Source organism: Streptomyces sp. MA5143a, assembly GCF_900290235.1.
Classification (GTDB): Bacteria; Actinomycetota; Actinomycetes; order Streptomycetales; family Streptomycetaceae; genus Streptomyces.
This window is the reverse complement of the sequence record NZ_OLMK01000011.1, coordinates 150,963-172,497: the sequence shown is the minus strand read 5'-3', so window position 1 is coordinate 172,497 and position 21,535 is coordinate 150,963. Positions and strand designations below refer to the sequence as shown.

Sequence of the window (21,535 nt, the reverse complement as noted above, 5' to 3'; positions counted from 1 at the left end):
CAGGGGCGCGGGGAACTGCGCGAGCAACCCCCACCCACCCGCACCCGCCATACGAACGCGCACCCCCGAGCTACTGGGCGAACAAGAACTCGCACCACACGCACTTCCCCCCGCCCCGCGCCTCCACCCCCCACACATCCGTCAGCCGGTCCACCAGCAGCAGCCCCCGCCCCGAGACACCCGACTCCCCCGCCTCCCGACGCCGCGGCAGCGCGCTGGAGGAGTCCTCCACCTCCACCCGCAGTCGCCATTCCGTGCCGGTCAGCGCCCGGAGCGTCACGATCGCGGAGCCCTCCGTGTGCATGAGCGCGTTGGTGATCAGCTCGTCGGCGACGAGTTCGATCTCGTCGGCCCGCTCCCGCGCGCCCCATGTGCGGACGGCCGCCCCGATCATGTGCCGGGCCTCGGTGAGCGCCTCCGGGTCGCCGGGGGCGACATGCTGCTGGAGCCGCCCGCCGGGCTGCTCCGCGCTGCGGCTGCGGCGGCGCAGCAGGAGCAGGGCCACGTCGTCGTCTCCCCCGCGTTCCTCCGCCACGTCGATGAGCCGGTCGGCGAGGTCGTCGACGTCGTCAGGGCCGGTGGTGATCAGCGTCTGCAACGTGCGCATGCCGTCGTCGAGGTCGGCGCCGGGCTGTTCGATGAGGCCGTCCGTGCAGAGCAGCAAGGTGTCGCCGGGGTCCAGCTCGATCGTGCTCACGGGGTACTCCAGGCCCCCGAACTCGGCCGACAGCCCGAGCGGCAGGCCGCCGTCGACGGTGACCCGGCGGCAGCCGCCGTCGGGCGCCCGGATGAGGGGGTCGATGTGTCCGGCCCGGACGACCTGGACCACTCCGGTGGACAGGTCGGCCTCCGCGTACAGGCACGTGGCGAAGCGGTCGGTGTCGAGTTCGTGGAGGAAGGCGGAGGCGCGGGACATCACGGTGGCCGGGGTGTGGCCCTCGGTGGCGTACGCCTTGAGGACGATGCGCAGCTGGCCCATGACGGCGGCGGCGTGGGTGTCGTGGCCCTGGACGTCGCCGATGACCGCGCCGACGCGGCCGCCGGGCAGGGGGACGAGGTCGTACCAGTCGCCGCCGATGTCCCGGCCGAGGGACCCGCCGAACGACGCGGCCCGGTAGCGGACGGCGATGTCGGCGCCGGGCACGCTGGGGATGGACCGGGGCAGCATGGCCTGCTGGAGGCCTTCGGCGAGGTCCTTCTCCCCCTCGTAGAACATGGCCCGCTGAAGGCTCTGGGCGATGCTGCTGCCGAGCGCCACGAGGACGTCGCGCTCCTCGCCGGTGAAGCCCCTGCGGTCGTTGTAGAGCAGCCCCATGGCGCCGATGGGCCGGGCCTGCACGATCAGGGGCAGATAGGCGGCCGAGGTGATCTGGAGGTCGGTGATGTGCGGCCAGAGCAGCGGGTACGACTCGGCGAACTCCTCCGGTGACTCGATGAAGTGCGGTGCGAGGCTCCGTACGACCTCGTTCATCGGGTACTTCACGTCGAGGCGGGTGATCCGGGTGCCGGGTACATAGCTGGCCCGGGGGCCGGCGGCGATCATGCGGATGCGGCCGGCCTCGACGAGGCCCATGACGAGGCTGGTCGCGCCGAGGTGGGTGATGCCGTCGGTGTCCTCCAGGACGTCGATCACGTCCTGGACGGTGCGGGCGTGGGCCAGGGCGGCGGTGATGACCTGGACGACGTCGGTGCGTCTGCGGCGGGCCTCGTCCAGGGTCGCCTGCTCCGTGCGGGCGCTGATCTCCCGCAGTTCGCGGGTGGCGTCACGGACGATGCCGATGACCCGGTACGGGCGGCCGGTCTCGTCGCGGCGGATGTAGCCCTGGGTGTGGGTCCAGCGGAGGGTCCCGTCGCGCGTCCGGATGCGGAAGTAGGCGCCGTAGTTCTCGCTGCCGTCCTTGAGGGCCTGGGACACCAGGGTGTCGAGCTTGCGGCCCTCCACCGGGGGGACCCGGACGGTCAGGCTCTCGGGGCGGCCGTCGTATTCGTCGGGGCGCAGGTCGAAGACCTCGTGGGCCGTGGCGTCCATGTGCATCACGCCGGCGTCGAGGTCCCAGTCGAAGCTGCCCATGAGATTGAGCGCCAGGACGGGGTCCGGGTGGGCGAGCCAATCGTCCGGCAGCGGCAGCTCACTCGCTCCCCGATCAACCATGTGGCCACTTTGCCAGGGTTTGCCCGATTATTCGAGTGGGGACGGGCTGTCCTGTTTCAGCCCTCCGGATCCGATCACTAGTGTCGGTACCGCCCCTGCTTCCGGCGCGCGACCCAGGAGCGCGACAGCCATGGACTGGTTCACCGCATCCGATTACTGGCTCGGCCGGCTGCTCTTCCAGCGCTCCCTCGCCGTGATCTACCTGGTGGCCTTTCTGGGGGCGGCCCTGCAGTTCCGGGCGCTGCTCGGGGAGCGGGGGATGCTGCCGATCCCCCGTTTCGTCGCGTGGACGCCCTGGCGGCGGTCACCCAGCGTGTTCCACCTCCATTACTCGGACCGGTTCTTCGCCGTGTGGGCGTGGGCGGGCTGCGCGGTGTCGGCGGCGCTCGTCGCCGGGGTCGACTCGCTGCTGCCCCTGTGGGGCGGCATGCTGCTGTGGCTGGTGCCGTGGGTGATGTACCTGTCGATCGTGAACGTGGGCCAGACCTGGTACTCGTTCGGCTGGGAGTCGCTGCTCCTGGAGGTCGGCTTCCTCGCGGTGTTCCTGGGCAACGACGAGGTGGCGCCGCCGATCGTCGTACTGTTCCTGCTGCGCTGGGTGCTGTTCCGGGTGGAGTTCGGCGCGGGCCTGATCAAGATGCGCGGCGACGAGTGCTGGCGGAAGCTGACCTGCCTCGACCACCACCACGAGACGCAGCCGATGCCCGGCCCGCTGAGCTGGTTCTTCCACCACCTGCCGAAGCCGCTCCACCGGGTCGAGGTGGCCGCCAACCACGTCACCCAGCTGGTCGTCCCGTTCCTGCTGTTCGCCCCGCAGCCGGTGGCGACGGCCGCCGCCTCGCTGATGGTCCTGACCCAGCTGTGGCTGGTGCTGTCCGGCAACTTCAGCTGGCTGAACTGGATCACCATCGTGCTGGCCCTGTCGGCGGTCGACCTCGGCACCGGTGCGCCCGACGCCCCGGGCTCACCCCTGTGGTACGAGATCGTCGTCCTCGCCATGAGCGCGCTGGTCCTCTGGCTCAGCTACCACCCGGTGCGCAACATGGTCTCCCGCCGCCAGGTGATGAACCGCTCCTTCGACCCGCTGCACCTGGTCAACACCTACGGGGCCTTCGGCAGTGTCAGCCGCGTCCGGTACGAGGTGGTCGTGGAGGGGACGGCGGACGAGGTGCCGCGCGAGGACGCGGGCTGGCTGGAGTACGAGTTCCGGGGCAAGCCGGGTGACCCCCGTCGCTGGCCCCGCCAGTTCGCCCCGTATCACCTGCGGCTGGACTGGCTGATGTGGTTCGCGGCGCTCTCCCCGGCGTACGCGCACCCCTGGTTCGGCGGCCTGGTGGAACGCCTCCTGGAGAACGACCGCGACACCCTGAGGCTGCTGCGCCGGTCCCCCTTCCCCGCCGGCGCCCCGCCGCGCTTCGTCCGCGCCCGTCTCTTCCGCTACCGCTACACGACGTGGCGGGAGCTGCGGGCGACGGGTGCCTGCTGGGAGCGGACATACGTACGGGAGTTCATGCCGCCGACACGGCTGGCCGTGCCGACGGTCCGGGACCGGTAGGGCCGGTCACGGCCGCGACCGGTGGCGGCCGAACTCGGCGAGCCGCGCGGGCTGCCGCGTGCGCGTCACCCGGATATGCAGGTCCCTGGTCATGGCTCTCGACGCGGCGCCACCCCAGGGGGCACAGTGCTCCCACGCACACCAGATCGACAAGGAGCCCCCGTGACCAGCTGGGTCGGCCGGACCGCCGCCGAGATCGCCGCCGCCGTACAGGAGAAGCGGGTGACTCCGCGCGAGGTGGTGGCGGAGCATCTCGCGCGGATCGCGTCGCTGGACGGGCGGATCGGCGCGTTCCGTACCGTCCGCGCGGAGGCGGCCCTGGCCGAGGCGGACGAGGTGGCGGCCCGCGCCGATCTGGACGGACTGCCGCTGGCCGGGGTCCCGGTGGCGGTCAAGGACAACCTCGCCGTGCGGGGCGAGGCCACACGCAACGGGTCGGCGGCGACACCGGACGACCCGGCCGACGAGGACCATGTGACGGTGGCCCGGCTGCGCGCGGCGGGCGCGGTGGTCGTGGGCCTGACCAACGTGCCCGAGCTGTGCGTCTTCGGTACGACCGACGGGGTGCACGGCACCGCCCGCAATCCCTGGGACCTCACCCGCACCACCGGTGGCTCGTCCGGCGGGAGCGCCGCGGCGGTCGCCGCCGGCCTGGTGCCGATCGCGCTCGGCAACGACGGGATGGGCTCGCTGCGCATACCGGCCGCCAACTGCGGCCTCGTAGGGCTGAAGCCGGGCTTCGGTGTCGTCCCCGCGGACATCGGGCACGGCGACTGGTTCGGCATGTCGGAGAACGGCCCGCTCGCGACGACCGTCGAGGACGCCCGGCTGATGTTCCGGGTCCTCGCGGGCACGGACCCCGGCGAACCGGCCCCCTCCTCCTCGTCCCGCGGCATCGCCCTCTCCGTGCGCAGCCCCCTGGTCGGGGTGACCGTGACGCGCCCGTACGCCGATGCCGCGCGGCGGGCGGCACAGGCGCTGGCCGGGGCGGGCCACCGGGTGCGGCGCGCCGATCCGCCGTATCCGCTCTGGCTGGGCACGACGTCGCTGGCGCACTGGACGGCGGGAACGGCGGTGGACGCCGAGGGTCTCGACCCGGCGCTGCTGACCCGGCGCACCCGGGTGCACGCCGCGGTGGGGCGCCGCTTCGTGAAAGGCGTCCGGGCGGGCGACCGCCGCGAGCAACTGCGCCGGCGGATGGAGCCGTTCTTCGCCGAGCACGAGGTGCTGCTCACCCCGGCGCTCGCCCGGCGCGGGCCGGCCGCCGCGCCCTGGCACGAGCGGGGGTGGCTGCGCAATCTGCTGGTGAACACGAACTACTCGCCGCTCACCCCGCCGTGGAACCTGACGGGCTGGCCGGCGATGTCGGTGCCGTTCGGGACGCTGCCGTCGGGCGCCCCCTGCGCGGTGCAGCTGGTGGGCCGCCCCGGCTCCGAGCTCGAACTCCTCGCCGTGGCGGAGCAGTTGCAGGAGTCGCACCCGTGGCGGCGAACGGCCCCGCTCGACTGACGGGGGCCGAGGCGGCCTCCGGACGACAGCCCCTAGAGGGCCCGGTACATGACGTGCAGCCCGACTCTGCCGTCCCGAGGGTGCTCGAAGGCGTCGGGCACGGTGCCCAGGACGGTGAACCCGAGGGAGGTCCACAGACGGACGGCCGGGTTGGTCTCGACGACGGCGTTGAAGACCATGCCCCGGTAGCCGTCGGCCTTGGCCGCCGCCAGGACGTGCTCGGCGAGGGCGCGGCCGATGCCCCGGCCGCCGTGCTCGGGATCGACCATGAAGCCGGCGTTGGCGATCCGGGCGGCGGGACCACCGTAGTTGGGGGTGAGGAAGGCGGAGCCGACGACCGCCCCGGTGCCGTCCTCGATGACGAACACACGCTTGGCGGGGGCCATCCACAGGGCGCGGGCGGCTTCCTCGGAGGTGTCCGGGTCCCAGGTATACGTCTCGCCGGCGGCGACTACGCGGTGCCAGAACGGCCAGATCCGCGGCCAGTCCTCGGCGGTGGCTTCTCTGATCTGCATGGGCGTGAGTCTGGCACGCCCATGCAGACGGCGATCGCGAGGGCGCCGAGGGGTCAGTCCACGCTGGGCAGGATGTGGGGCTCGGCGAGGTCGTCCTCGTAGCCCGCGAGCCGGATGGGGGCGGACCTGGCCCACACGTCGAGGCTGCCGAGTTCCTTCTTCGTCCGGCCGGCGCCTTCGGTGCGTTCCTTGGGGCGCTGATCGCGATTCGTCTTCTCTGGTGTCACCGCGCACTCCTTATGTGTCGGGTCACCCTCGGGACGTCGGCCCAGCCTTCCGCTGCTCGCCTGACATCCGCTCGGGTCTGAGTCGAGGTCAGTTCGGACGCGGTGGCGCCGGATTCATTTGGGTGAGAGCAGGCCGTGGTGACCGGCTTGTCCCGGGACGGACCGTGGGTGTGGGTGGAACCCATATAAGGCTGTCCGTCCGGTACAGAGTAACCAAATGAGCGGGCGCCTGCTCGATGGGGCTGAAAACACGAGGTAACTGTCTTGAGTCATTCCGCGTTCAGCGGGCCATCGCGTGGCGATCCGCCCTATTTCATTACGTTTTGCTGCCACCCGATCGGCCTAGTTCCTGAACTCCGCGCTCCACCAGGGCTCCAGCGGATCGCTGCCTTCGGCACGCAGTTCAGGTCCCGTTGGCCGAATAGCAAGCCGACCATGATCTGCTCCTGTGTCGCAACGGCATTTCTCGCGGGCGGACTCGGGAGGACCGACGCATGGAGCTGCGCGGCATCGACGAGCTGATGGATCTGCTGTACGCGTGCCGGGGCGCCAGGGACGCGCCGGGCGGCCCAGGTGGTCCGGGCGGTCCTGGGGATCCAGGGGATCCGCACGAGCACGCCCTGCGCACCGCCGCGGTGCTGCGCCGGGCGCGGCCGGCCGACAAGGAGCTCCAGGTGGCCGGCCTGGTGCACACCCTCGGGCGTCTGCTCCGTCCGGGTGACGACACCGGCCACGCCGACCTGGCCGCCGACGCGGTGCGCCCCCTGCTCGGCGAGCGGGTCGCCCGTCTCGTACGCCTGCACGCCCTCGGCCCCGACGACCTCGTGCGCACGCACGCGGGCGGCTGGGCCGACACGGCCCTGGTGGAGGACGTGCTGACGCTGCGGGACGCGCACGAGGCGGGCCGCGTCCCGGGGGTGGACGCCGGGGTGCTGGAGGACTGGCGGACGGTGCTGGAGCTGGTGTCGGACCGGGCGAGGGCGTCTCACCACTTGCCGGGCGCGTAGTCCTTCAGGAAGACGCCGTACAGGTCCTCGCCCTGCTCGCCGCGGACGACCGGGTCGTAGACGCGGGCCGCGCCGTCGACGAGGTCGAGCGGGGCGTGGAAGCCCTCCTCGGCGAGGCGGAGCTTGTCGAAGTGGGGACGCTCGTCGGTGATCCAGCCGGTGTCGACCGAGGTCATGAGGATGCCGTCGGTCTGGAACATCTCCTGGGCGCTGGTCCGCGTCACCATGTTCATCGCGGCCTTGGCGGCGTTGGTGTTCGGGTGGCCGGCGCCCTTGTAGCCGCGGCCGAAGACGCCCTCCATCGCGGAGACGTTCACCACGTACGCGCGTCCGCTCGGCGCCTTACGGGCGGCGTCGGCCATGGCCGGGCGGAGCTTGCTGATGAGGATGAACGGCGCGGTGTAGTTGCACAGCTGGGTCTCCAGCAGCTCCACCGGGGAGATCTGCTCGATGGTCTGCACCCAGGTGTTGCTGTCCACCACGTCGGGGACGAGCCCGCCGGCGTCGATGGCGGTGCCGTCGAGGTGCCGGGCGACGCTGGCGTTGCCCGCGACCAGCGCGAGGTCGGCGACGCGCTGCGCGTCGAGACCGCTGGTGCCGACGGGGAGCTCGGCCGGTCCCGTCAGCCGGTCCACCGCGCCGGAGTTGAAGGCGCCGATGACGTGGTGGGCGGGCAGTTCCCCGGCGGGCAGCGGGGCGCTCTCGCCCTCGACCAGGGCGGCGTAGGCGGAGGGCAGCCGGCGCACGGTCTGGGTCGCGTTGTTGATGAGGATGTCGAGGGGGCCCGCGTCGGTGAGCTGGTCGGCGAGTGCGACGACCTGGGCGGGGTCGCGCAGGTCGATGCCGACGACCTCCAGGCGGTGCATCCAGTCCGCGGAGTCGTCCATCGCCTTGAAGCGGCGGATCGCGTCCTTCGGGAACCGGGTGGTGATCGTGGTGTGCGCGCCGTCCCGCAGCAGCCTCAGGGCGATGTACATGCCGATCTTGGCGCGGCCGCCGGTGAGCAGGGCGCGCTTGCCGGTGAGGTCGGCGCGGGCGTCGCGGCGGGCGCGGTTCTCGGCGGCGCAGTCCTGGCAGAGCTGGTGGTAGAAGTAGTCGACCTCGACGTAGCGGGCCTTGCAGACGTAGCAGGAGCGCGGGCGCTGGAGTATCCCCGCGATCTGTCCCGCGTCGGTCACCGAGGACGGCAGGATGCCCTCGGTCTCGTCGTCGATGCGCTGGGCGGAGCCGGTGGCGGTGGCCTCGGTGACCGCCTTGTCGTGGGCGGTCTTCGCGGCGCGGCGCTCCTGGCGGCGGCGCTGCTTCACCGTGCGGTAGATGGCGGCGGTGGCGCGGCGCACCGTGATCGCGTCCGGGTGGTCGACGTCCAGCGTGTCGAGTTCCTCGAGCACGCTGAGGCAGACGGCGAGCCGCTCGGGGTCGATACCGGGGCCGTACACGGCCTCGTCCGTGGTCGCCGGGCCGTCCTCTGTCACCGTCATCGCGCTGCCGTTTCCCTGATCGCCCGCGGCGCGCCGACTCGCGCCCGTCATCGAACGGGGAATTGTACGGACGGGAGCGCGGCTGGCCAAACCCAGGGCGCCCAGTAGCTCGGGGGTGCGCGGTTCGTCGGCGGGTGCGGGTGGTGTGTGGCTGGTCGCGCAGTTCCCCGCGCCCCTGAGAAGCCGGGGGCTGCGCCCCCGGGCTTTTCATCTGGAGGCCGGGCCGTAGGCCCGAGCCTTCAGGGGCGCGGGGAACTGCGCGAACGACCCCCACCCCACCCGCACCCGCACCCGCACCCGCACCCGCACCCGCCATACGAACGCGCACCCCCGAGCTCTAAGGCGCCCCGCGCCCCCGCTCAGCCTTCGCACGCCGCCAGCAGCTCCTCCAGCTCCCCCGTCACCGCCTTCCCCAGCACCTCCAGATCCGGCACGGCCTCCGCGTCGGCGACCAGCCCGTAGTGGACGCTCCCCCGGTACGTGGAGATCGCCACCGCCAAGGACTGCCCATGGGCGAGGGGGGCCAGCGGGTACACCTCGGCGAGCGGGCAGCCGCCGAGCCGCAGGCCGAGGCTCGGGAGCGGCACGCTGGTGACGAGGAGGTCGAACCAGAGGCGCGCGGCCTGGCTCACCAGGGGCCCGGCGAGCCGGTGCCCCAGCGGCGGCACATGGTCGGCGAGCAGCGCGACCGCCCCGGCGCCGCGGTTCGGCCCGGCGTCCTTGTTGCGGTCCATGGCCGTACGGACCGTGCGGAGTCGGCCGAGCGGGTCGGGGTCGTCGACGGGCAGCTTCATCAGATAGCCGGAGAGCCGGTTGCCCTGGGGGTGCGCGGTGCGCGGCCGGCGCTTGGAGACGGGGATGAGCGCCCGGGGCGCGACCCCTTCGCTGCCGTCGCCCCGCTCGTCCAGCCAGCGCCGCAGCGCGCCGGCGACGACCGCGATGAGGACGTCGTTGACGGTGCCGCCGACGGTCTTGCGGATGCGGTGCACGTCGTCGAGGTCGAGGACCACGCCGACGGTGCGGCGGGTGCCGCTCGGCTCGGCGGTCAGCGCGGTGGTGCCCCGCGCGCCCAGCGTCGCGTCGAGCGTGGTGCGGGCGAGGGAGGTGCCGATGTCCACGGCCCGGCCCAGGTCGGAGAGGGTGCCGCGGAGGAGCGCGGGCAGCTTGCGCACCTCGCCGAGGAGGCTGCGCGGGGGTTCGGCGGGGCGCGGCCTGGGCGCGGGCATGTCCATGGGGTCCATGACGGCGGCGGCGAGGGTCAGCGCCCGCAGTCCGTCGGCGAGGGCGTGGTGGAACTTGAACAGCACCGCGAAGGAGGTGCCGTCCTCGCCGGGCAGGACGTGCGCCTCCCACGGCGGCCGGTCGCGCTCCAGGGGGCGTTCCAGCAGCCGGCCGGCCACCGCGTGGAAGTCGCGGGTCGGCGCGTGGAGCCGTACGTGGTCGAAGGGCTCGAAGTCGGCGACGGGCTCGCGGGTCGCGCCGCCGAAGGTGAGCGGCAGGCGCGCATCGGGCCGCCAGACGTCCCGGATCCGCATCCGCAGCGCGGACACCCCGGCGGCACGGGCGGCGAGCAGGTCGGCGGCATGGGCGCCCGCGGTGGGCGAGTTGGCCGTGAAGACGCCGAGGGCTGCCAGGTGCATGGGATGTTCGGCGGACTCGATGTTCCAGAAGGCCAGGTCGAGTGGTGCGAGCTCGTCAGAAGTCAATGGCTTGCCTCGCGTCGACGACGGGTGAGTGTGCAGTCAATCGCTGATGGCCGATTACGGTCAAGTACGATCGAGCTACGCTCAGTTAACAGCAGATTAAGTCCCACCTCCTGGGGAGAGGCGGGACCACTGGGACATCTGCCGTCACTTGGGGGTCATCTCAACCCACCCGGCCCAGCGCGGCGTGATGAACCGCACAGCCGCTCGACGCGCATCAGTGCGGAGTCACGACACCTGCTGGCCCTTTCCGAGGGCGATCACCCCGCCCCTGGAGACCGTGTACAGCTCCGCGTCGCGCTCCGGGTTGACGCCGATGGTGGCGCCCGGCGGCACCTGGACGTTCTTGTCGAGAACGGCGCCCCGGACGACCGCGCCCCGGCCGATGTGGACGTTGTCGTGCAGCACCGACCCCTGGACCACGGCGCCGGGGTCGACGACCACACCCGGCGACAGCACGGACCGGGTCACCTGGCCCCGGATCAGACAGCCCGCACTGATGATCGACTCGCTGGCCATGCCGCCCGCGTTGAAGCGTGCCGGGGAGAGCTGGCCGGAGCTGGTGTAGATGGGCCAGCTGCGGTTGAACAGGTTGAAGGCGGGGCGCTCGGCGATGAGGTCCATATGGGCGTCGTAGTAGGCGTCGAGGGTTCCGACGTCCCGCCAGTAGCCGCGGTCCCGGTTGGTCTCGCCGGGCACGTGGTTGGCGCTGAAGTCGTACAGCTGGGCCTCGCCCCGCTCGGTGAGCTGGGGCAGGATCGAGCCGCCCATGTCGTGGACGGAGTTCTCGTCCTCGGCGTCCCGCTGGAGCGCCTCCACCAGGGCCTTGGTGGTGAAGATGTAGTTGCCCATCGAGGCGAACACGCACTCGGGGTCGTCGACGAGTCCGGGCGGGTCGGCCGGCTTCTCCAGGAAGCGCTCCACGGACCGGCCGTCGGAGCCGGGGGTGATCACACCGAAGGAGGAGGACTCGGTGCGGGGCACGCGTATCCCGGCGACGGTCACTCCCGCGCCGCCCTCGATGTGCTGGGCCAGCATCTGCCGGGGGTCCATGCGGTAGACGTGGTCGGCGCCGAAGACGGCGACGTACTCGGGCTGTTCGTCGTGCACCAGGTTCAGGGACTGGAGCAGCGCGTCGGCGCTGCCCAGGTACCAGCGCGGGCCGAGCCGCTGCTGGGCGGGGACCGGGGTGACGTAGTTGCCGAGCAGGCTCGACATCCGCCAGGTGGTGGTGATGTGCCGGTCCAGGGAGTGCGATTTGTACTGGGTCAGGACGCAGATCCGCAGGATGTCCGCGTTCACGAGATTGGAGAGTACGAAGTCCACGAGACGGTACGTCCCGCCGAAGGTCACCGCCGGTTTCGCGCGGTCGGCGGTCAGGGGCATCAGCCTCTTGCCCTCGCCGCCCGCCAGTACGATTCCCAGCACCGAAGGTCCACCGCGCCGCATGCCGCCGCCCCTCTACACCCGGTTGTGCCGTGCTCTGTCCTGTGTGCCTACCCCTGTTTGAGGACTTCCTCGTACAGGTGGACCGTCCGCCGGGCCACCGCGTCCCAGCCGAACTCGCGCACCGCGCGCTCCCGTCCCGCCTCGCCCATGCGGGCGGCGGTCGCGGGGTCGGCGAGGACCGAGTCGAGGGCGCGGGCCAGCTGAGCTTCGAAGTCGTCCTCGGTGGACACGAGGAGTCCCGTGACGCCGTCCTCCACGACCTCGGGGATACCGCCCACCCGTGACGCGACCACCGCCGTGCCGCAGGCCATGGCCTCCAGGTTGACGATGCCGAGCGGTTCGTACACCGAGGGGCAGACGAAGACGGCGGCGTGGGTGAGGAGTTGGATCACCTCCGGGCGCGGCAGCATCTGCGGGATCCAGTGCAGGCCCTCGCGGACACGGCTCAGCTCCTCGAAGAGGTCGCGGAACTCCCGGTCGATCTCCGGGGTGTCCGGGGCGCCCGCGCACAGCACGACCTGGACGTCCGGGTCGATGGCCCGTACGGCGCGCAGCAGGTGGGGCACGCCCTTCTGGCGGGTGATGCGGCCGACGAACAGGACGTAGGGGCGGGCCCGGTCGAGGCCGACGCGGTCGAGGACGTCCGTGGCGTGGTCGGGCCGGTAGAGGGTGGTGTCGATGCCGTTGTGCACGACTCGTACCCTGGCCGGGTCCAGGGCCGGGTAGCAGCCGAGGATGTCGTCGCGCATGGCGCCGGACACCGCGATCACCGCGTCGGCGGACTCGATCGCGGTGCGCTCGGCCCAGCTGGACAGGGCGTAGCCGCCGCCCAGTTGCTCGGCCTTCCAGGGGCGCAGCGGCTCCAGTGAGTGGGCGGTCATCACATGCGGGATGCCGTGCAGCAGCTTGCCGAAGTGGCCGGCGAGGCCCGCGTACCAGGTGTGCGAGTGGACGAGTTCCCGGCCGTCGAGGCCGGCGGCGATGGACAGGTCCACGGAGAACGTGCGCAGGGCGTCGTTGGCGCCGTCCAGCGCCGACCAGGGCCGGTGGCGTACGACGCCGCCCGCGGCGCCCTCGCCCCAGCAGTGCACGTCGAGGTCGACGAGGGACCTCAACTCCCGTGCGAGGAACTCGACATGGACCCCCGCGCCTCCGTAGACGTCGGGCGGATACTCCCGGGTCAGCAGGCCGACTCGCACCCGGAACCCCCTGTCTCACATGACTCGTTCCCACATGGTCACCCACACGGGGCGGTTGGGGAAGAGCGCCATGTCCCTAGCGGATGCCGCCCCTCCTGCCCGACGGCCGGGTCCGGGCCGGTGGCCGGTCGAAGCAGCAGTCGCCGCAGAGTCCGCCGCCGGGCAGCCGGTAGTAGAGGCAGCAGCTGCGGCGGCGGTGGGTCGCCGGGTCGAGGGTGCCGGCGAGATCGGAACGGGCGAGCTGTGCGGCGGCCAGCCGGCGGGCCCGGTCCGCCGCCTCCGCACGGCCGTGCGCGGCGGCCCAGCGGTCGATCTGCCGGACGGCTCCCATGAGCGCGGAGGCCGCGTTCCCCCGGAGCAGACGGGGGGAAACGGGCAGTTGGGAGCAGAGGGCCGCCGCCAGGGGGACGAGGTGCGCCTCCCGTACGACCTCGCCGAGCCGGTCGGCGGGCAGCATCCGTACCCCGGTCAGCCAGAGGTCGTCGGGGGCGCTCGCGTCGGGGTCCCAGTGCAGCAGTCGCGGGTCGAGATCGGGGACGCGGTCGTGGAGGGCGGCGGCGCCGAGGGCGACCGACCACAGCCGGGCGGCGAGGCCGAGGTGGGCGATGGAGGCCGCGACGCGGGGTTCGGGGGCCCGGACGCTGTCGGCCACCTTCCGGACACGGAAAATTACGGGATTCGCGTAAACCTCCTTTCTCACATCGGCATCCCGTGCCGCGTACGCCTCCGCGAGGGTGGGCAGCGGGCGCCCCGGTGCTTTCCCCGTGCGTAGTACGAAGAAGCCGCCGAGGGCGGAGAGGTCCGTGAGGTCGGCGGCATGGTCCACGACATCGAGTAGTACCAGGGCCTACGGGCGTGTTCGCGGGGAGGGGTGCACTCCGTGTCGCCCCTCCTGAGGATGACGGGCGGCGAGTCCTACTCCATCGGCAGTACGACTCAATGAGTGCTCAGGTACGACGACGCGAACACGTTCGCGAGGCATCGTGGTCACCATGAAAGCCGACCGTTCGCAGCGGCGGGCCGAGCGCCCCCGCCCCTCGTCGAGGAGCCGCTCATGAGCGCCCTCGCGTTGTCCGTGCTGCTGTCGTTCGTCTCCGCCGTGGCCTACGCGGGCGGCGCGATCGTGCAGGAGCGGGTCGCGGTGACCTCCCCGGGCCGGACCTACGCCCCGCTGCGCCGCCCGGGCTGGTGGGCCGCCGTCGCACTGAACGGTCTCGGCGGGCTGCTGCACGTGGTGGCCCTGGCGTACGGCCCGCTCAGCCTGGTGCAGCCACTCGGCGCGCTGACCATCGTCTTCGCCCTGCCCATGGCGGCTCTTTTCGTCGGCCGCCGGGCCGGGGCGACGGCCTGGCGGGGCGCGATCATGGCGACGGTGGGTCTCGCGGGCCTGCTCTCCCTGGTCGGCACGGCCGACGCGCAGTCCCTGGACACCACCGAGCGCGTGCTGGTGGCGCTGGTCAGCGCGGGCGCGGTGGCGGCGCTGATGACGGCGGCCCACGCCGCGCACCGGCATCCGACGACGCGCAGCATCCTGCTCGCGGTGGCGTCCGGTGTCGCGTTCGGCATGTCCTCGGTGTTCACCAAGACGGTGGCCGTCGACTGGACGGACGGTGTCGCGCTCGCCGACCTTCCGACCCTCGCGGTCATCGGTGTCTTCGCCACGGCCGGTCTGCTGCTGTCCCAGGCCTCCTACCGCAACGGCGGCCTCGCGGCCCCGCTCGCCACCCTGACCGTCGTGAACCCGGTGGTGGCGGCGGCGGTCGGCATCACGATGTTCGGCGAGACGTTCCGCTACGGCACCACGGGCACCCTCCTCGCCCTGGGCTGCGGGGTTGTCGCGGCCGGTGGTCTGATCCTGCTCACCACCGAGCGGCTCCACGAGGAGGCGCGGCCCGAACGGGTCGGGGACGAGGACACGGCGGACGCGTCGACGGTCGCCGACCGGGAGGCGGCCCTCGCCGTCGAGCGGCTGCTCGCGGGGCTTCCCGCACGGCCGGCCGGGGTCCCGGCGACGGCCGACGGGTCGATCGGCCTCGACCAGCGGGTGGTCGTACCGGCACCGTTCCGCGGGGCCGGTGGCACGGGTGACGAGGGGCGGCCCGAGCTGGAGCTGCGACCGTTCCACGGCGAGCTGTATGTGCCGCGGCCGCACGGCGACCGGCATCGGGACCATGTAGGGACGTGAGCGGGAGGCCCGGAGCGGGCCTCCCGCGGTACGTCGCGGCGCGGTCACGTCGGGCGCGTCAGAGACGCACCCCTCCGGCCCGGAGATAGGCGATCGGGTCGACGTCACTGCCGAAGCCGGGCCCCGTCCGCACCTCGAAGTGCAGATGCGGGCCCGAGCTGTTGCCGGTGGAACCGGAACGGCCGATGCGCTGGCCCGCGCTCACCTGCTGCCCGGCCTTCACGGAGATCGCCGACAGATGGGCGTACTGCGTGTACCGGCCGTCGGCGTGCCGGATCACCACCTGGTAGCCGAAGGAGCCGCCCCAGCCGGCCGTGACGACCTCACCGGAGGCCACGGACTTCACGGTGCTGCCGGTCGGCACGGGGAAGTCGACACCCGTGTGGTAGCCCTTCGACCAGGAGGAGCCGGAGGCGCGGTACGGCGTGCCGAGGGAGGCGTTCACCGGGGCGACCCGGGATCCGGACTCCTGCCGCGAGTCGGTCCGCTGCTCCCGCTTCTGCTCCTTCTTCCGCTCCTTCTTCTCTTCCTTCTCGGGCCGCTCCTTCTTCGGCTGCTCCTTCTCGTGCTCCTTCTTCGGGGCGGCCGAGGTGAGACTCAGCCGCTGGCCCGGCAGGATGCGGTCCGGGTCGGAGCCGATGATCCTGCGGTTGGCGTTGTAGAGCCCGCGCCAACCGCCCTTGACCTCCTCGGACTCGGCGATCTCGGAGAGCGTGTCGCCCCGGACGACCGTGTACATCTCGACCTTGCCCGCCTGCGACTGGGGCGTGGTCTGCGGTTTGACGTCCTTGATGGTGCGCGGCGCGTCGCCGCCGCGGGTGAGTCCCGCGCGGACCGAGCAGTGGGGCCAGGCGCCGGGGCCCTGGCCGTCCAGCACCTTCTCGGCGATCGCGATCTGCTGTTCCCTGGTCGCCAGGTCGGCGCGCGCGGCGTAGGCCCTTCCGCCGTACGCCTCCCAGGTCGACTGACTGAACTGGAGGCCGCCGTAGTAGCCGTTGCCGGTGTTGATGTCCCAGTCACCGGTGGACTCGCAGGCCGCGACCTTCTCCCAGGTGTCCACGTCGGCCGCCTCGGCGACTCCCGTGCCGATCAGCGGGAGTGCGATGCCGGCGCCGCCGGCTGTGACCGTGAGTGAAGCACGGTTGATCCTGTTCGGCTGGTACCGGCGGTGCCGGCCGCGTACGGCCATGGAGTAGCCCCCCTCGCCTCTGCCACGAAGCCGCAAAAGTAAGCGCCGCGAACAGGCCATGACAAGACGAAAATCCAGCCGCACCCACCCCGCGAGTGGCGTGGAAACGACCTGTCCCGGCGCGTAAGTACCTGTGTCCGGCGCACGCGTGAGCGGGTGCGGCGCGTGACGCGCGCCGGTTGCGCGCTCCATTGAGGCAGGTGGGGCCCTTTCCGCGTACTCAAGAACGACGTGCCGCGCGGCGCGCAAGGGGCCGCCGCACGTCAGGATGACCGGAAGGGCAATACTGGCGAGCACTGACGGCAGCACCAATATGAGGACCTACCGGCACCACTTGTGCATCACGACGTGACCATCACGACTCGACCGATTCACCGGCACCACTGATTCCAGGATCCATAGGAGCCCACCGCATGAGCACTTCAGCCCAGATCGGCGTCACCGGCCTCGCGGTCATGGGGAGCAATCTCGCCCGCAACTTCGCCCGCAACGGCTACACGGTCGCCGTCCACAACCGCTCCGCGGCGAAGACGCACGCGCTGGTGGAGGAGCACGGGCACGAGGGCGACTTCATCGCGGCCGAGACCGCCAAGGACTTCGTCCAGGCGCTGGAGCGCCCCCGGCGTCTGGTGGTGATGGTGAAGGCCGGCGGCCCCACCGACGCGGTGATCGAGGAGTTCGCGCCGCTGCTGGAGCCCGGCGACATGATCATCGACGGCGGCAACGCGCACTTCGCCGACACCCGCCGCCGCGAGGCCGCGCTGCGCGAGCAGGGCATCCTCTTCGTGGGCGCGGGCATCTCCGGCGGTGAGGAGGGCGCGCTCAACGGGCCCAGCATCATGCCGGGCGGCCCGGCCGAGTCGTACGACTCCCTCGGCCCGATGCTGGAGAAGATCTCCGCGAAGGCCGCCGACGGTTCGCCGTGCGTGACGCACGTCGGTCCGGACGGCGCCGGGCACTTCGTGAAGATGGTCCACAACGGCATCGAGTACGCCGACATGCAGCTGATCGGCGAGGCGTACCAGTTGCTGCGCGATGTGGCCGGCTACTCCCCCGCGCAGATCGCGGAGATCTTCCGCACCTGGAACACCGGGCGCCTCGACTCGTATCTGATCGAGATCACCGCCGAGGTGCTGGCGCACGTGGACGCGGCGACCGGCAAGCCGTTCGTGGACGTCGTCGTCGACCAGGCGGAGCAGAAGGGCACGGGCCGCTGGACCGTGCAGATCGCGCTGGACCTGGGCGTGCCGGTCTCCGGTATCGCCGAGGCCGTCTTCGCACGCTCGCTGTCCGGGCACGCCGCGCTGCGGGACGCCTCGCGCTCGCTGGCGGGCCCGAAGGCGGCGCCGCTCAGCCAGGCCGAGGCGGGAGCCTTCGCCGACCGGGTCGAGCAGGCGCTGTACGCCTCCAAGATCGTGTCGTACACGCAGGGTTTCCACGAGATCGACGCGGCCCGCTCCGAGTACGACTGGGACATCGACCTCGGCAAGGTCGCCTCGATCTGGCGCGGCGGCTGCATCATCCGGGCGGCCTTCCTCGACCGTATCCGCGCCGCGTACGACGCCCGGCCGGACCTGCCGAGCCTGCTGTCCGACGAGACGTTCGCGCAGGAGATCGCCGCGGCGCAGGACGACTGGCGTGAGGTGATCGTGGCCGCGACCCGGCAGGGCGTGCCGACGCCGGGCTTCGCGGCGGCGCTCGCGTACTACGACGCGCTGCGCGCGGAGCGGCTGCCCGCGGCGCTCACGCAGGGCCAGCGCGACTTCTTCGGCGCGCACACGTACCGGAGGGTGGACCGCGAGGGCTCGTTCCACACGCTGTGGGGCGGGGACCGGTCGGAGGTCGAGGCGTAACAGGGTGATCTCGGGGGACGTCGCCGGGGCCGGGCGGTCGTGGTCGGGCTCGGCGGTTTCCTGACTTTCTCCTTCAAGTGACAGGGCAGTGGCCCGGCGTGGAGTGGTTCACGCCGGGCCACTTGTCGTTCGTCGGCCCATCGGGCGGGCTATGACAGGGGTTTGGGGGTGGGTTCTCCCGGGATCGGGTCGGGGCCCGGGGGTTGGGGGACCGGGTCCGGCTCCGGGGCCGGGGCGGGTTCCGGTGGGGGCACCGGGTCGGGGTAGGGGTTCGGGGCCGGGACGGGTTCGGGGCGGTCGGGGCCCGGGCCCGGGGTGGGGCCGGGCCGCACGGGGTCCGGTTCTGGGTGGGTCATCGTGTCCTCCAGCCAGAGGATGTCGGCCATGGACTTGTGCCACGGGTACCCGGGCGCCCCACGGGCAGTCACCCGGTCGGCCGCACCGCCGCCGCGCCGGCCGCCAGCCCCGGTCGGGGGCTGGACAGGACGGGGGTCGTGGTCGTGGTCCACCGCCGGGCGGGCGTCATGGACGCCTGGGCCAGGACGATCGCGTCGGCGTCGGTGACCTCGTCGGCGGCCCCGGCGATCGTGCGGGCGTAGCCCTCGGTGTCACCGGCCTCGAACAGCGCCCAGGCGTCGTCGAGGAGGAGGGTGCGGATCTCCACGGGGCCCGTGGCCTCCTCCTCGATCAGGGCCACCGTCGGGGCCAGGGTGCTGCGCACCGTGGCGAGGACGACGATCCGCGGCCCGGCGGCCACGGCGGCGGCCGCCATCGGACGGTCCACGCGCAGCACGGGCACGCCGACGTCGGTCGCCTCGGCGACGGCACCGATGCTGGAGCAGGTGCACAGCACCGCCGTGGCGCCCTCGGCGACGGCCGCGTCGAGCAGGGACCGGACCTCGCCGGCGACCGACGCGGGACCGTCGGTGCCCGCGCGGGTCAGCAGGTCCTCGGCGACGAAGTGCCGCAGTTCCAGGCCGGGATGGGCCTCGTCGCGCAGGGCGTCGAAGACGGGGATGTGGAGGGGGGAGGTGTGCAGCAGGGCGAGCACGTCGCCCATCAGAAGCCCTCCGGGTGGGCGATGAGCCACTCCTTGGCGGCCCGCAGCAGTTCCGGGTCGGCCGCCGGGGCCTCGTCGGGGTGCCGCTCCGCCCACTTGACGACGTACGGGCACAGCGGCGCGACGACGATGCCCTCGCGTTCCGCCGTGCCGTACAGCCACCGTGCCAGCGAACCGGCGACGCCTTGGCCCTCGTACGCGGTCTCGACGATCGTGTGGACCGGGACGAGGGCGCGTCGCGGGGCCTCCAGGACGAAGTACTGGATGTGTCCGGCCAGTTCGTCCCCGGCGAAGGCCTCCAGGCGGCCGCCGGCCCGGTCGTCGCGGATCTCGATGTCGCTCATGCGGTTCTCCTCGCGTACGGTCGGCGTCGCCGGGCGGCCGCCCGTGGACTCAGGCCGTGACGGCCTGGGGGCTGCGCCGCTGGTCAGAGCCCGGTACCGGTTCGGACGGGTCCGCGCCGAGGGCCACGATCCGGTTGTCGCCGTCCACGTGCACCACCCTGGGCGTCATCGTCCGGGCTTCGGCGTCGGAGAACTGAGCGTAACTGATGATGATCACCAGATCTCCGGGGTGCACGAGATGGGCCGCGGCGCCGTTGATGCCGATGACCCCGGAGCCCCGCTCGCCCTCGATGACGTACGTCTCCAGACGGGCGCCGTTGGTGATGTCCACGATGTGCACGAGCTCACCGGGCAGCAGATCGGCGGCGTCGAGCAGATCGGCGTCGATGGTCACGGACCCGACGTAGTGCAGGTCGGCCTGGGTGACGGTGGCTCTGTGGATCTTGGACTTGAACATGGTGCGCAGCATTTTCAACTCCTGGAAGACGGCTCCCTGCCCGCTTTGTGCAGGTCAAGGGCGGTCTTCACTGTACACGGGCACCTGTCGTCGCGATCGGGACTCGTCGGTCACACCTGTGCCACGCGCTTGCCCAGTTCTTACGTGTCCATGACGCGCGCCGTGAACTGCTGCCATGCGTCGATCACTCGGTTGAGGCTGGTGGTGTCCGAGCGGCGGGTGATGCGTATCGCCGCCGGGTCAGGAACCACATGGTGACATCGGGAGTTCTCATGCGAGCAGATCACAGGCGCGGCCGGGGCCGCCGCAACGCCCTCATCGCGGTCACGGCGCTCCTGGCAGGGGGTGGCGGCCTCATGGGTGTGAACTACGCCGCCAACGCGTCCAACGGCGGCGCCACCCCTCCCTCGACGCGGTCGGCCCCGTCCATCAGCTGTCCGGACGTGAAGGGCAGGCTGCCTGCCGTGCCCCAGCAGGCACGGGCCGAGGTGGACCGGAATCTGCGACTGCTGGACCGCCAGACCGCGGAGGCCGACCGGCGGCTGGTCGAAACCCGTGAGCAAGGGGGACCGAACTTCGTGCGGAACGCGATCCTCGGCCCTCTGACCGACAAGAGGAAGGCGACCATCGACCGGATCGCCATCGCCATCGGGCGGTCCGCCGCCAAGCCCACGGGACTGGACGTCCTCGCCGCCTGCACCCTCGGCGTCAGCGCACCCGGCACCCCGGCATCCCCGCCGGGGGCGGCGAATCAGGGCGACGACGGGCCCACCGCCGCCGACTTCGTGGACATCACCAAGGTGACCCCCAACGTACGCCGGGTCCGCCCGCGGGCCGGCGCCTCGACGGGAGCGTTCACCTCCCGGTGCGGAGTCAACAAGCAGGGCCAGCACAACTCGGACAACGACATCGTGGCCCCCGGTGTGCGCAACGGCGCCCACCACGTCCACGACTACGTCGGCAACCGGAAGGTGGACTTCACCTCGACCAACGAGTCGTTGAGCGCCCAGGGCACCTCCTGCACCAACGGCGACCAGTCCGCGTACTACTGGCCCGTCCTGCGGGACACCACCCGTCAGGGCCCCGACGCCAACGAGCTCGGCGGCGGTGCCGAGGGCAACCGGGGAGCCATCCTGGTGCCGAGGACCGTCTCGATCACCTACCTGGGCAGCCCCACCGGCAAGGTCGTGGCGATGCCGCGCTTCCTGCGGATCATCACGGGGGACGCCAAGGCGTTCACCAACGGCACGAAGAACGCCAATGCCCACTGGAGCTGCACCGGATTCGAGAACAAGGTCCAGCTCACCGACAAGTACCCGATCTGCCCCAGGGGCAGCAGGGTGGTGCGCAGCTTCTCCTTCCAGAGCTGCTGGGACGGCAGGAACACCGACAGCGCCGACCACCGCAGCCATGTCGCCTTCGCCGACGCCGACGGCAACTGCGCACCCGGCTTCAAGGCCGTCCCTCGGCTGACGATGCGTCTCACCTACCAGACCCCCTCGGCACCGAACTTCGCCGTCGACGGCTTCCAGGGGCAGCGGCACAACGCGATCACCGACCACAACGACTTCATCAACGTGATGACCGACCGGCTGATGAAGCGTGCGGTCCTCTGCATCAACTCGGGGCGCCGCTGCGGCTGACGCCGGT

The 21,535-nt window shown here is 72.0% G+C and carries 18 protein-coding genes; 6 read left to right on the top strand and 12 right to left on the bottom strand.

The genetic code is table 11. The features are described 5' to 3' along the window. Positions 1 to 70: 70 nt before the first annotated feature. On the bottom strand, positions 71 to 2,152 hold the full coding sequence (locus SMA5143A_RS06170) for a SpoIIE family protein phosphatase (RefSeq protein WP_107461895.1): 2,082 nt from the start codon (positions 2,150 to 2,152) through the stop codon (positions 71 to 73). Positions 2,153 to 2,282: 130 nt separating this feature from the next. On the opposite strand from SMA5143A_RS06170, the gene SMA5143A_RS06165 reads away from it, so the two are divergent. Together SMA5143A_RS06165 and SMA5143A_RS06160 are read left to right on the top strand one after the other, a co-directional pair. After that, positions 2,283 to 3,707 carry a lipase maturation factor family protein gene (locus tag SMA5143A_RS06165; protein WP_107461894.1) on the top strand — a complete coding sequence of 475 codons (1,425 nt, stop codon included), beginning with the start codon at positions 2,283 to 2,285 and terminating at the stop codon, positions 3,705 to 3,707. A gap of 162 nt (positions 3,708 to 3,869) precedes the next feature. Continuing rightward, positions 3,870 to 5,216 carry an amidase gene (locus SMA5143A_RS06160; protein ID WP_107461893.1) on the top strand — a complete coding sequence of 449 codons (1,347 nt, stop codon included), beginning with the start codon at positions 3,870 to 3,872 and terminating at the stop codon, positions 5,214 to 5,216. Positions 5,217 to 5,248: 32 nt separating this feature from the next. On the opposite strand, the gene SMA5143A_RS06155 is transcribed toward SMA5143A_RS06160, so the two are convergent. Beyond that, the gene (locus SMA5143A_RS06155) at positions 5,249 to 5,731 is read right to left on the bottom strand and encodes a GNAT family N-acetyltransferase (protein ID WP_107461892.1); all 483 of its coding nucleotides are present in this window, start codon (positions 5,729 to 5,731) and stop codon (positions 5,249 to 5,251) included. A 53-nt stretch (positions 5,732 to 5,784) separates the two neighbouring features. Beyond that, the gene (locus SMA5143A_RS42915; RefSeq protein ID WP_167738834.1) at positions 5,785 to 5,958 is read right to left on the bottom strand and encodes a hypothetical protein; all 174 of its coding nucleotides are present in this window, start codon (positions 5,956 to 5,958) and stop codon (positions 5,785 to 5,787) included. Positions 5,959 to 6,452: 494 nt separating this feature from the next. On the opposite strand from SMA5143A_RS42915, the gene SMA5143A_RS06150 reads away from it, so the two are divergent. After that, entirely contained in the window at positions 6,453 to 6,965 is a 513-nt protein-coding gene (locus SMA5143A_RS06150) for a hypothetical protein (RefSeq protein ID WP_107461891.1), read from the top strand. Here the strand turns inward: SMA5143A_RS06150 and SMA5143A_RS06145 are convergent. The 5 genes from SMA5143A_RS06145 to SMA5143A_RS06125 form a co-directional block, all read right to left on the bottom strand. Further along, entirely contained in the window at positions 6,944 to 8,446 is a 1,503-nt protein-coding gene (locus tag SMA5143A_RS06145) for an SDR family NAD(P)-dependent oxidoreductase (RefSeq protein ID WP_099966016.1), read from the bottom strand. The two genes, SMA5143A_RS06150 and SMA5143A_RS06145, sit on opposite strands and share 22 nt — an antisense overlap. A 359-nt stretch (positions 8,447 to 8,805) precedes the next feature. Then, the gene (locus tag SMA5143A_RS06140) at positions 8,806 to 10,152 is read right to left on the bottom strand and encodes a wax ester/triacylglycerol synthase family O-acyltransferase (RefSeq protein WP_107461890.1); all 1,347 of its coding nucleotides are present in this window, start codon (positions 10,150 to 10,152) and stop codon (positions 8,806 to 8,808) included. A gap of 225 nt (positions 10,153 to 10,377) precedes the next feature. Beyond that, positions 10,378 to 11,598 carry a glucose-1-phosphate adenylyltransferase gene (glgC, locus tag SMA5143A_RS06135; protein WP_107461889.1) on the bottom strand — a complete coding sequence of 407 codons (1,221 nt, stop codon included), beginning with the start codon at positions 11,596 to 11,598 and terminating at the stop codon, positions 10,378 to 10,380. Positions 11,599 to 11,645: 47 nt separating this feature from the next. After that, entirely contained in the window at positions 11,646 to 12,797 is a 1,152-nt protein-coding gene (gene glgA / locus SMA5143A_RS06130) for a glycogen synthase (RefSeq protein WP_107461888.1), read from the bottom strand. 76 nt (positions 12,798 to 12,873) lie between these two features. Further along, the gene (locus SMA5143A_RS06125; protein ID WP_107461887.1) at positions 12,874 to 13,623 is read right to left on the bottom strand and encodes a (2Fe-2S)-binding protein; all 750 of its coding nucleotides are present in this window, start codon (positions 13,621 to 13,623) and stop codon (positions 12,874 to 12,876) included. 228 nt (positions 13,624 to 13,851) lie between these two features. Between SMA5143A_RS06125 and SMA5143A_RS06120 the strand changes: the two genes are divergently transcribed. Next, positions 13,852 to 14,982, top strand: coding sequence for a DMT family transporter (locus tag SMA5143A_RS06120; RefSeq protein ID WP_181361756.1), 1,131 nt, complete (start codon positions 13,852 to 13,854; stop codon positions 14,980 to 14,982). A gap of 58 nt (positions 14,983 to 15,040) precedes the next feature. Here SMA5143A_RS06120 and SMA5143A_RS06115 read toward each other — a convergent pair whose 3' ends face one another. Beyond that, positions 15,041 to 16,171 carry a transglycosylase family protein gene (locus SMA5143A_RS06115; protein ID WP_107461885.1) on the bottom strand — a complete coding sequence of 377 codons (1,131 nt, stop codon included), beginning with the start codon at positions 16,169 to 16,171 and terminating at the stop codon, positions 15,041 to 15,043. 413 nt (positions 16,172 to 16,584) lie between these two features. On the opposite strand from SMA5143A_RS06115, the gene gndA reads away from it, so the two are divergent. Beyond that, entirely contained in the window at positions 16,585 to 18,024 is a 1,440-nt protein-coding gene (gndA, locus tag SMA5143A_RS06110) for an NADP-dependent phosphogluconate dehydrogenase (protein ID WP_107461884.1), read from the top strand. Between the two features lie 424 nt (positions 18,025 to 18,448). Here gndA and SMA5143A_RS06100 read toward each other — a convergent pair whose 3' ends face one another. The 3 genes from SMA5143A_RS06100 to panD are packed head-to-tail and all read right to left on the bottom strand — an operon-like array spanning position 18,449 to position 19,897. Then, positions 18,449 to 19,075 carry an aspartate/glutamate racemase family protein gene (locus tag SMA5143A_RS06100; RefSeq protein ID WP_107461914.1) on the bottom strand — a complete coding sequence of 209 codons (627 nt, stop codon included), beginning with the start codon at positions 19,073 to 19,075 and terminating at the stop codon, positions 18,449 to 18,451. A gap of 8 nt (positions 19,076 to 19,083) precedes the next feature. Beyond that, on the bottom strand, positions 19,084 to 19,428 hold the full coding sequence (locus SMA5143A_RS06095; RefSeq protein ID WP_055522770.1) for a GNAT family N-acetyltransferase: 345 nt from the start codon (positions 19,426 to 19,428) through the stop codon (positions 19,084 to 19,086). Between the two features lie 49 nt (positions 19,429 to 19,477). Next, entirely contained in the window at positions 19,478 to 19,897 is a 420-nt protein-coding gene (panD, locus tag SMA5143A_RS06090) for an aspartate 1-decarboxylase (RefSeq protein WP_107461883.1), read from the bottom strand. Between the two features lie 260 nt (positions 19,898 to 20,157). Between panD and SMA5143A_RS06085 the strand changes: the two genes are divergently transcribed. Further along, entirely contained in the window at positions 20,158 to 21,528 is a 1,371-nt protein-coding gene (locus SMA5143A_RS06085; protein WP_107461882.1) for a DUF1996 domain-containing protein, read from the top strand. The last annotated feature ends 7 nt before the right edge of the window (positions 21,529 to 21,535 follow it).

Excerpts from the sequence above, each read along its gene's own strand:
- SMA5143A_RS06170 (WP_107461895.1), bottom strand. The coding sequence starts at position 2,152 with ATGGTTGATCGGGGAGCGAGTGAGCTGCCGCTGCCGGACGATTGGCTC.
- SMA5143A_RS06165 (WP_107461894.1), top strand. The coding sequence starts at position 2,283 with ATGGACTGGTTCACCGCATCCGATTACTGGCTCGGCCGGCTGCTCTTC.
- SMA5143A_RS06155 (WP_107461892.1), bottom strand. The coding sequence starts at position 5,731 with ATGCAGATCAGAGAAGCCACCGCCGAGGACTGGCCGCGGATCTGGCCG.
- SMA5143A_RS06150 (WP_107461891.1), top strand. The coding sequence starts at position 6,453 with ATGGAGCTGCGCGGCATCGACGAGCTGATGGATCTGCTGTACGCGTGC.
- SMA5143A_RS06145 (WP_099966016.1), bottom strand. The coding sequence starts at position 8,446 with ATGACGGTGACAGAGGACGGCCCGGCGACCACGGACGAGGCCGTGTAC.
- glgC (WP_107461889.1), bottom strand. The coding sequence starts at position 11,598 with ATGCGGCGCGGTGGACCTTCGGTGCTGGGAATCGTACTGGCGGGCGGC.
- SMA5143A_RS06120 (WP_181361756.1), top strand. The coding sequence starts at position 13,852 with ATGAGCGCCCTCGCGTTGTCCGTGCTGCTGTCGTTCGTCTCCGCCGTG.
- SMA5143A_RS06115 (WP_107461885.1), bottom strand. The coding sequence starts at position 16,171 with ATGGCCGTACGCGGCCGGCACCGCCGGTACCAGCCGAACAGGATCAAC.
- gndA (WP_107461884.1), top strand. The coding sequence starts at position 16,585 with ATGAGCACTTCAGCCCAGATCGGCGTCACCGGCCTCGCGGTCATGGGG.
- SMA5143A_RS06095 (WP_055522770.1), bottom strand. The coding sequence starts at position 19,428 with ATGAGCGACATCGAGATCCGCGACGACCGGGCCGGCGGCCGCCTGGAG.
- panD (WP_107461883.1), bottom strand. The coding sequence starts at position 19,897 with ATGCTGCGCACCATGTTCAAGTCCAAGATCCACAGAGCCACCGTCACC.
- SMA5143A_RS06085 (WP_107461882.1), top strand. The coding sequence starts at position 20,158 with ATGCGAGCAGATCACAGGCGCGGCCGGGGCCGCCGCAACGCCCTCATC.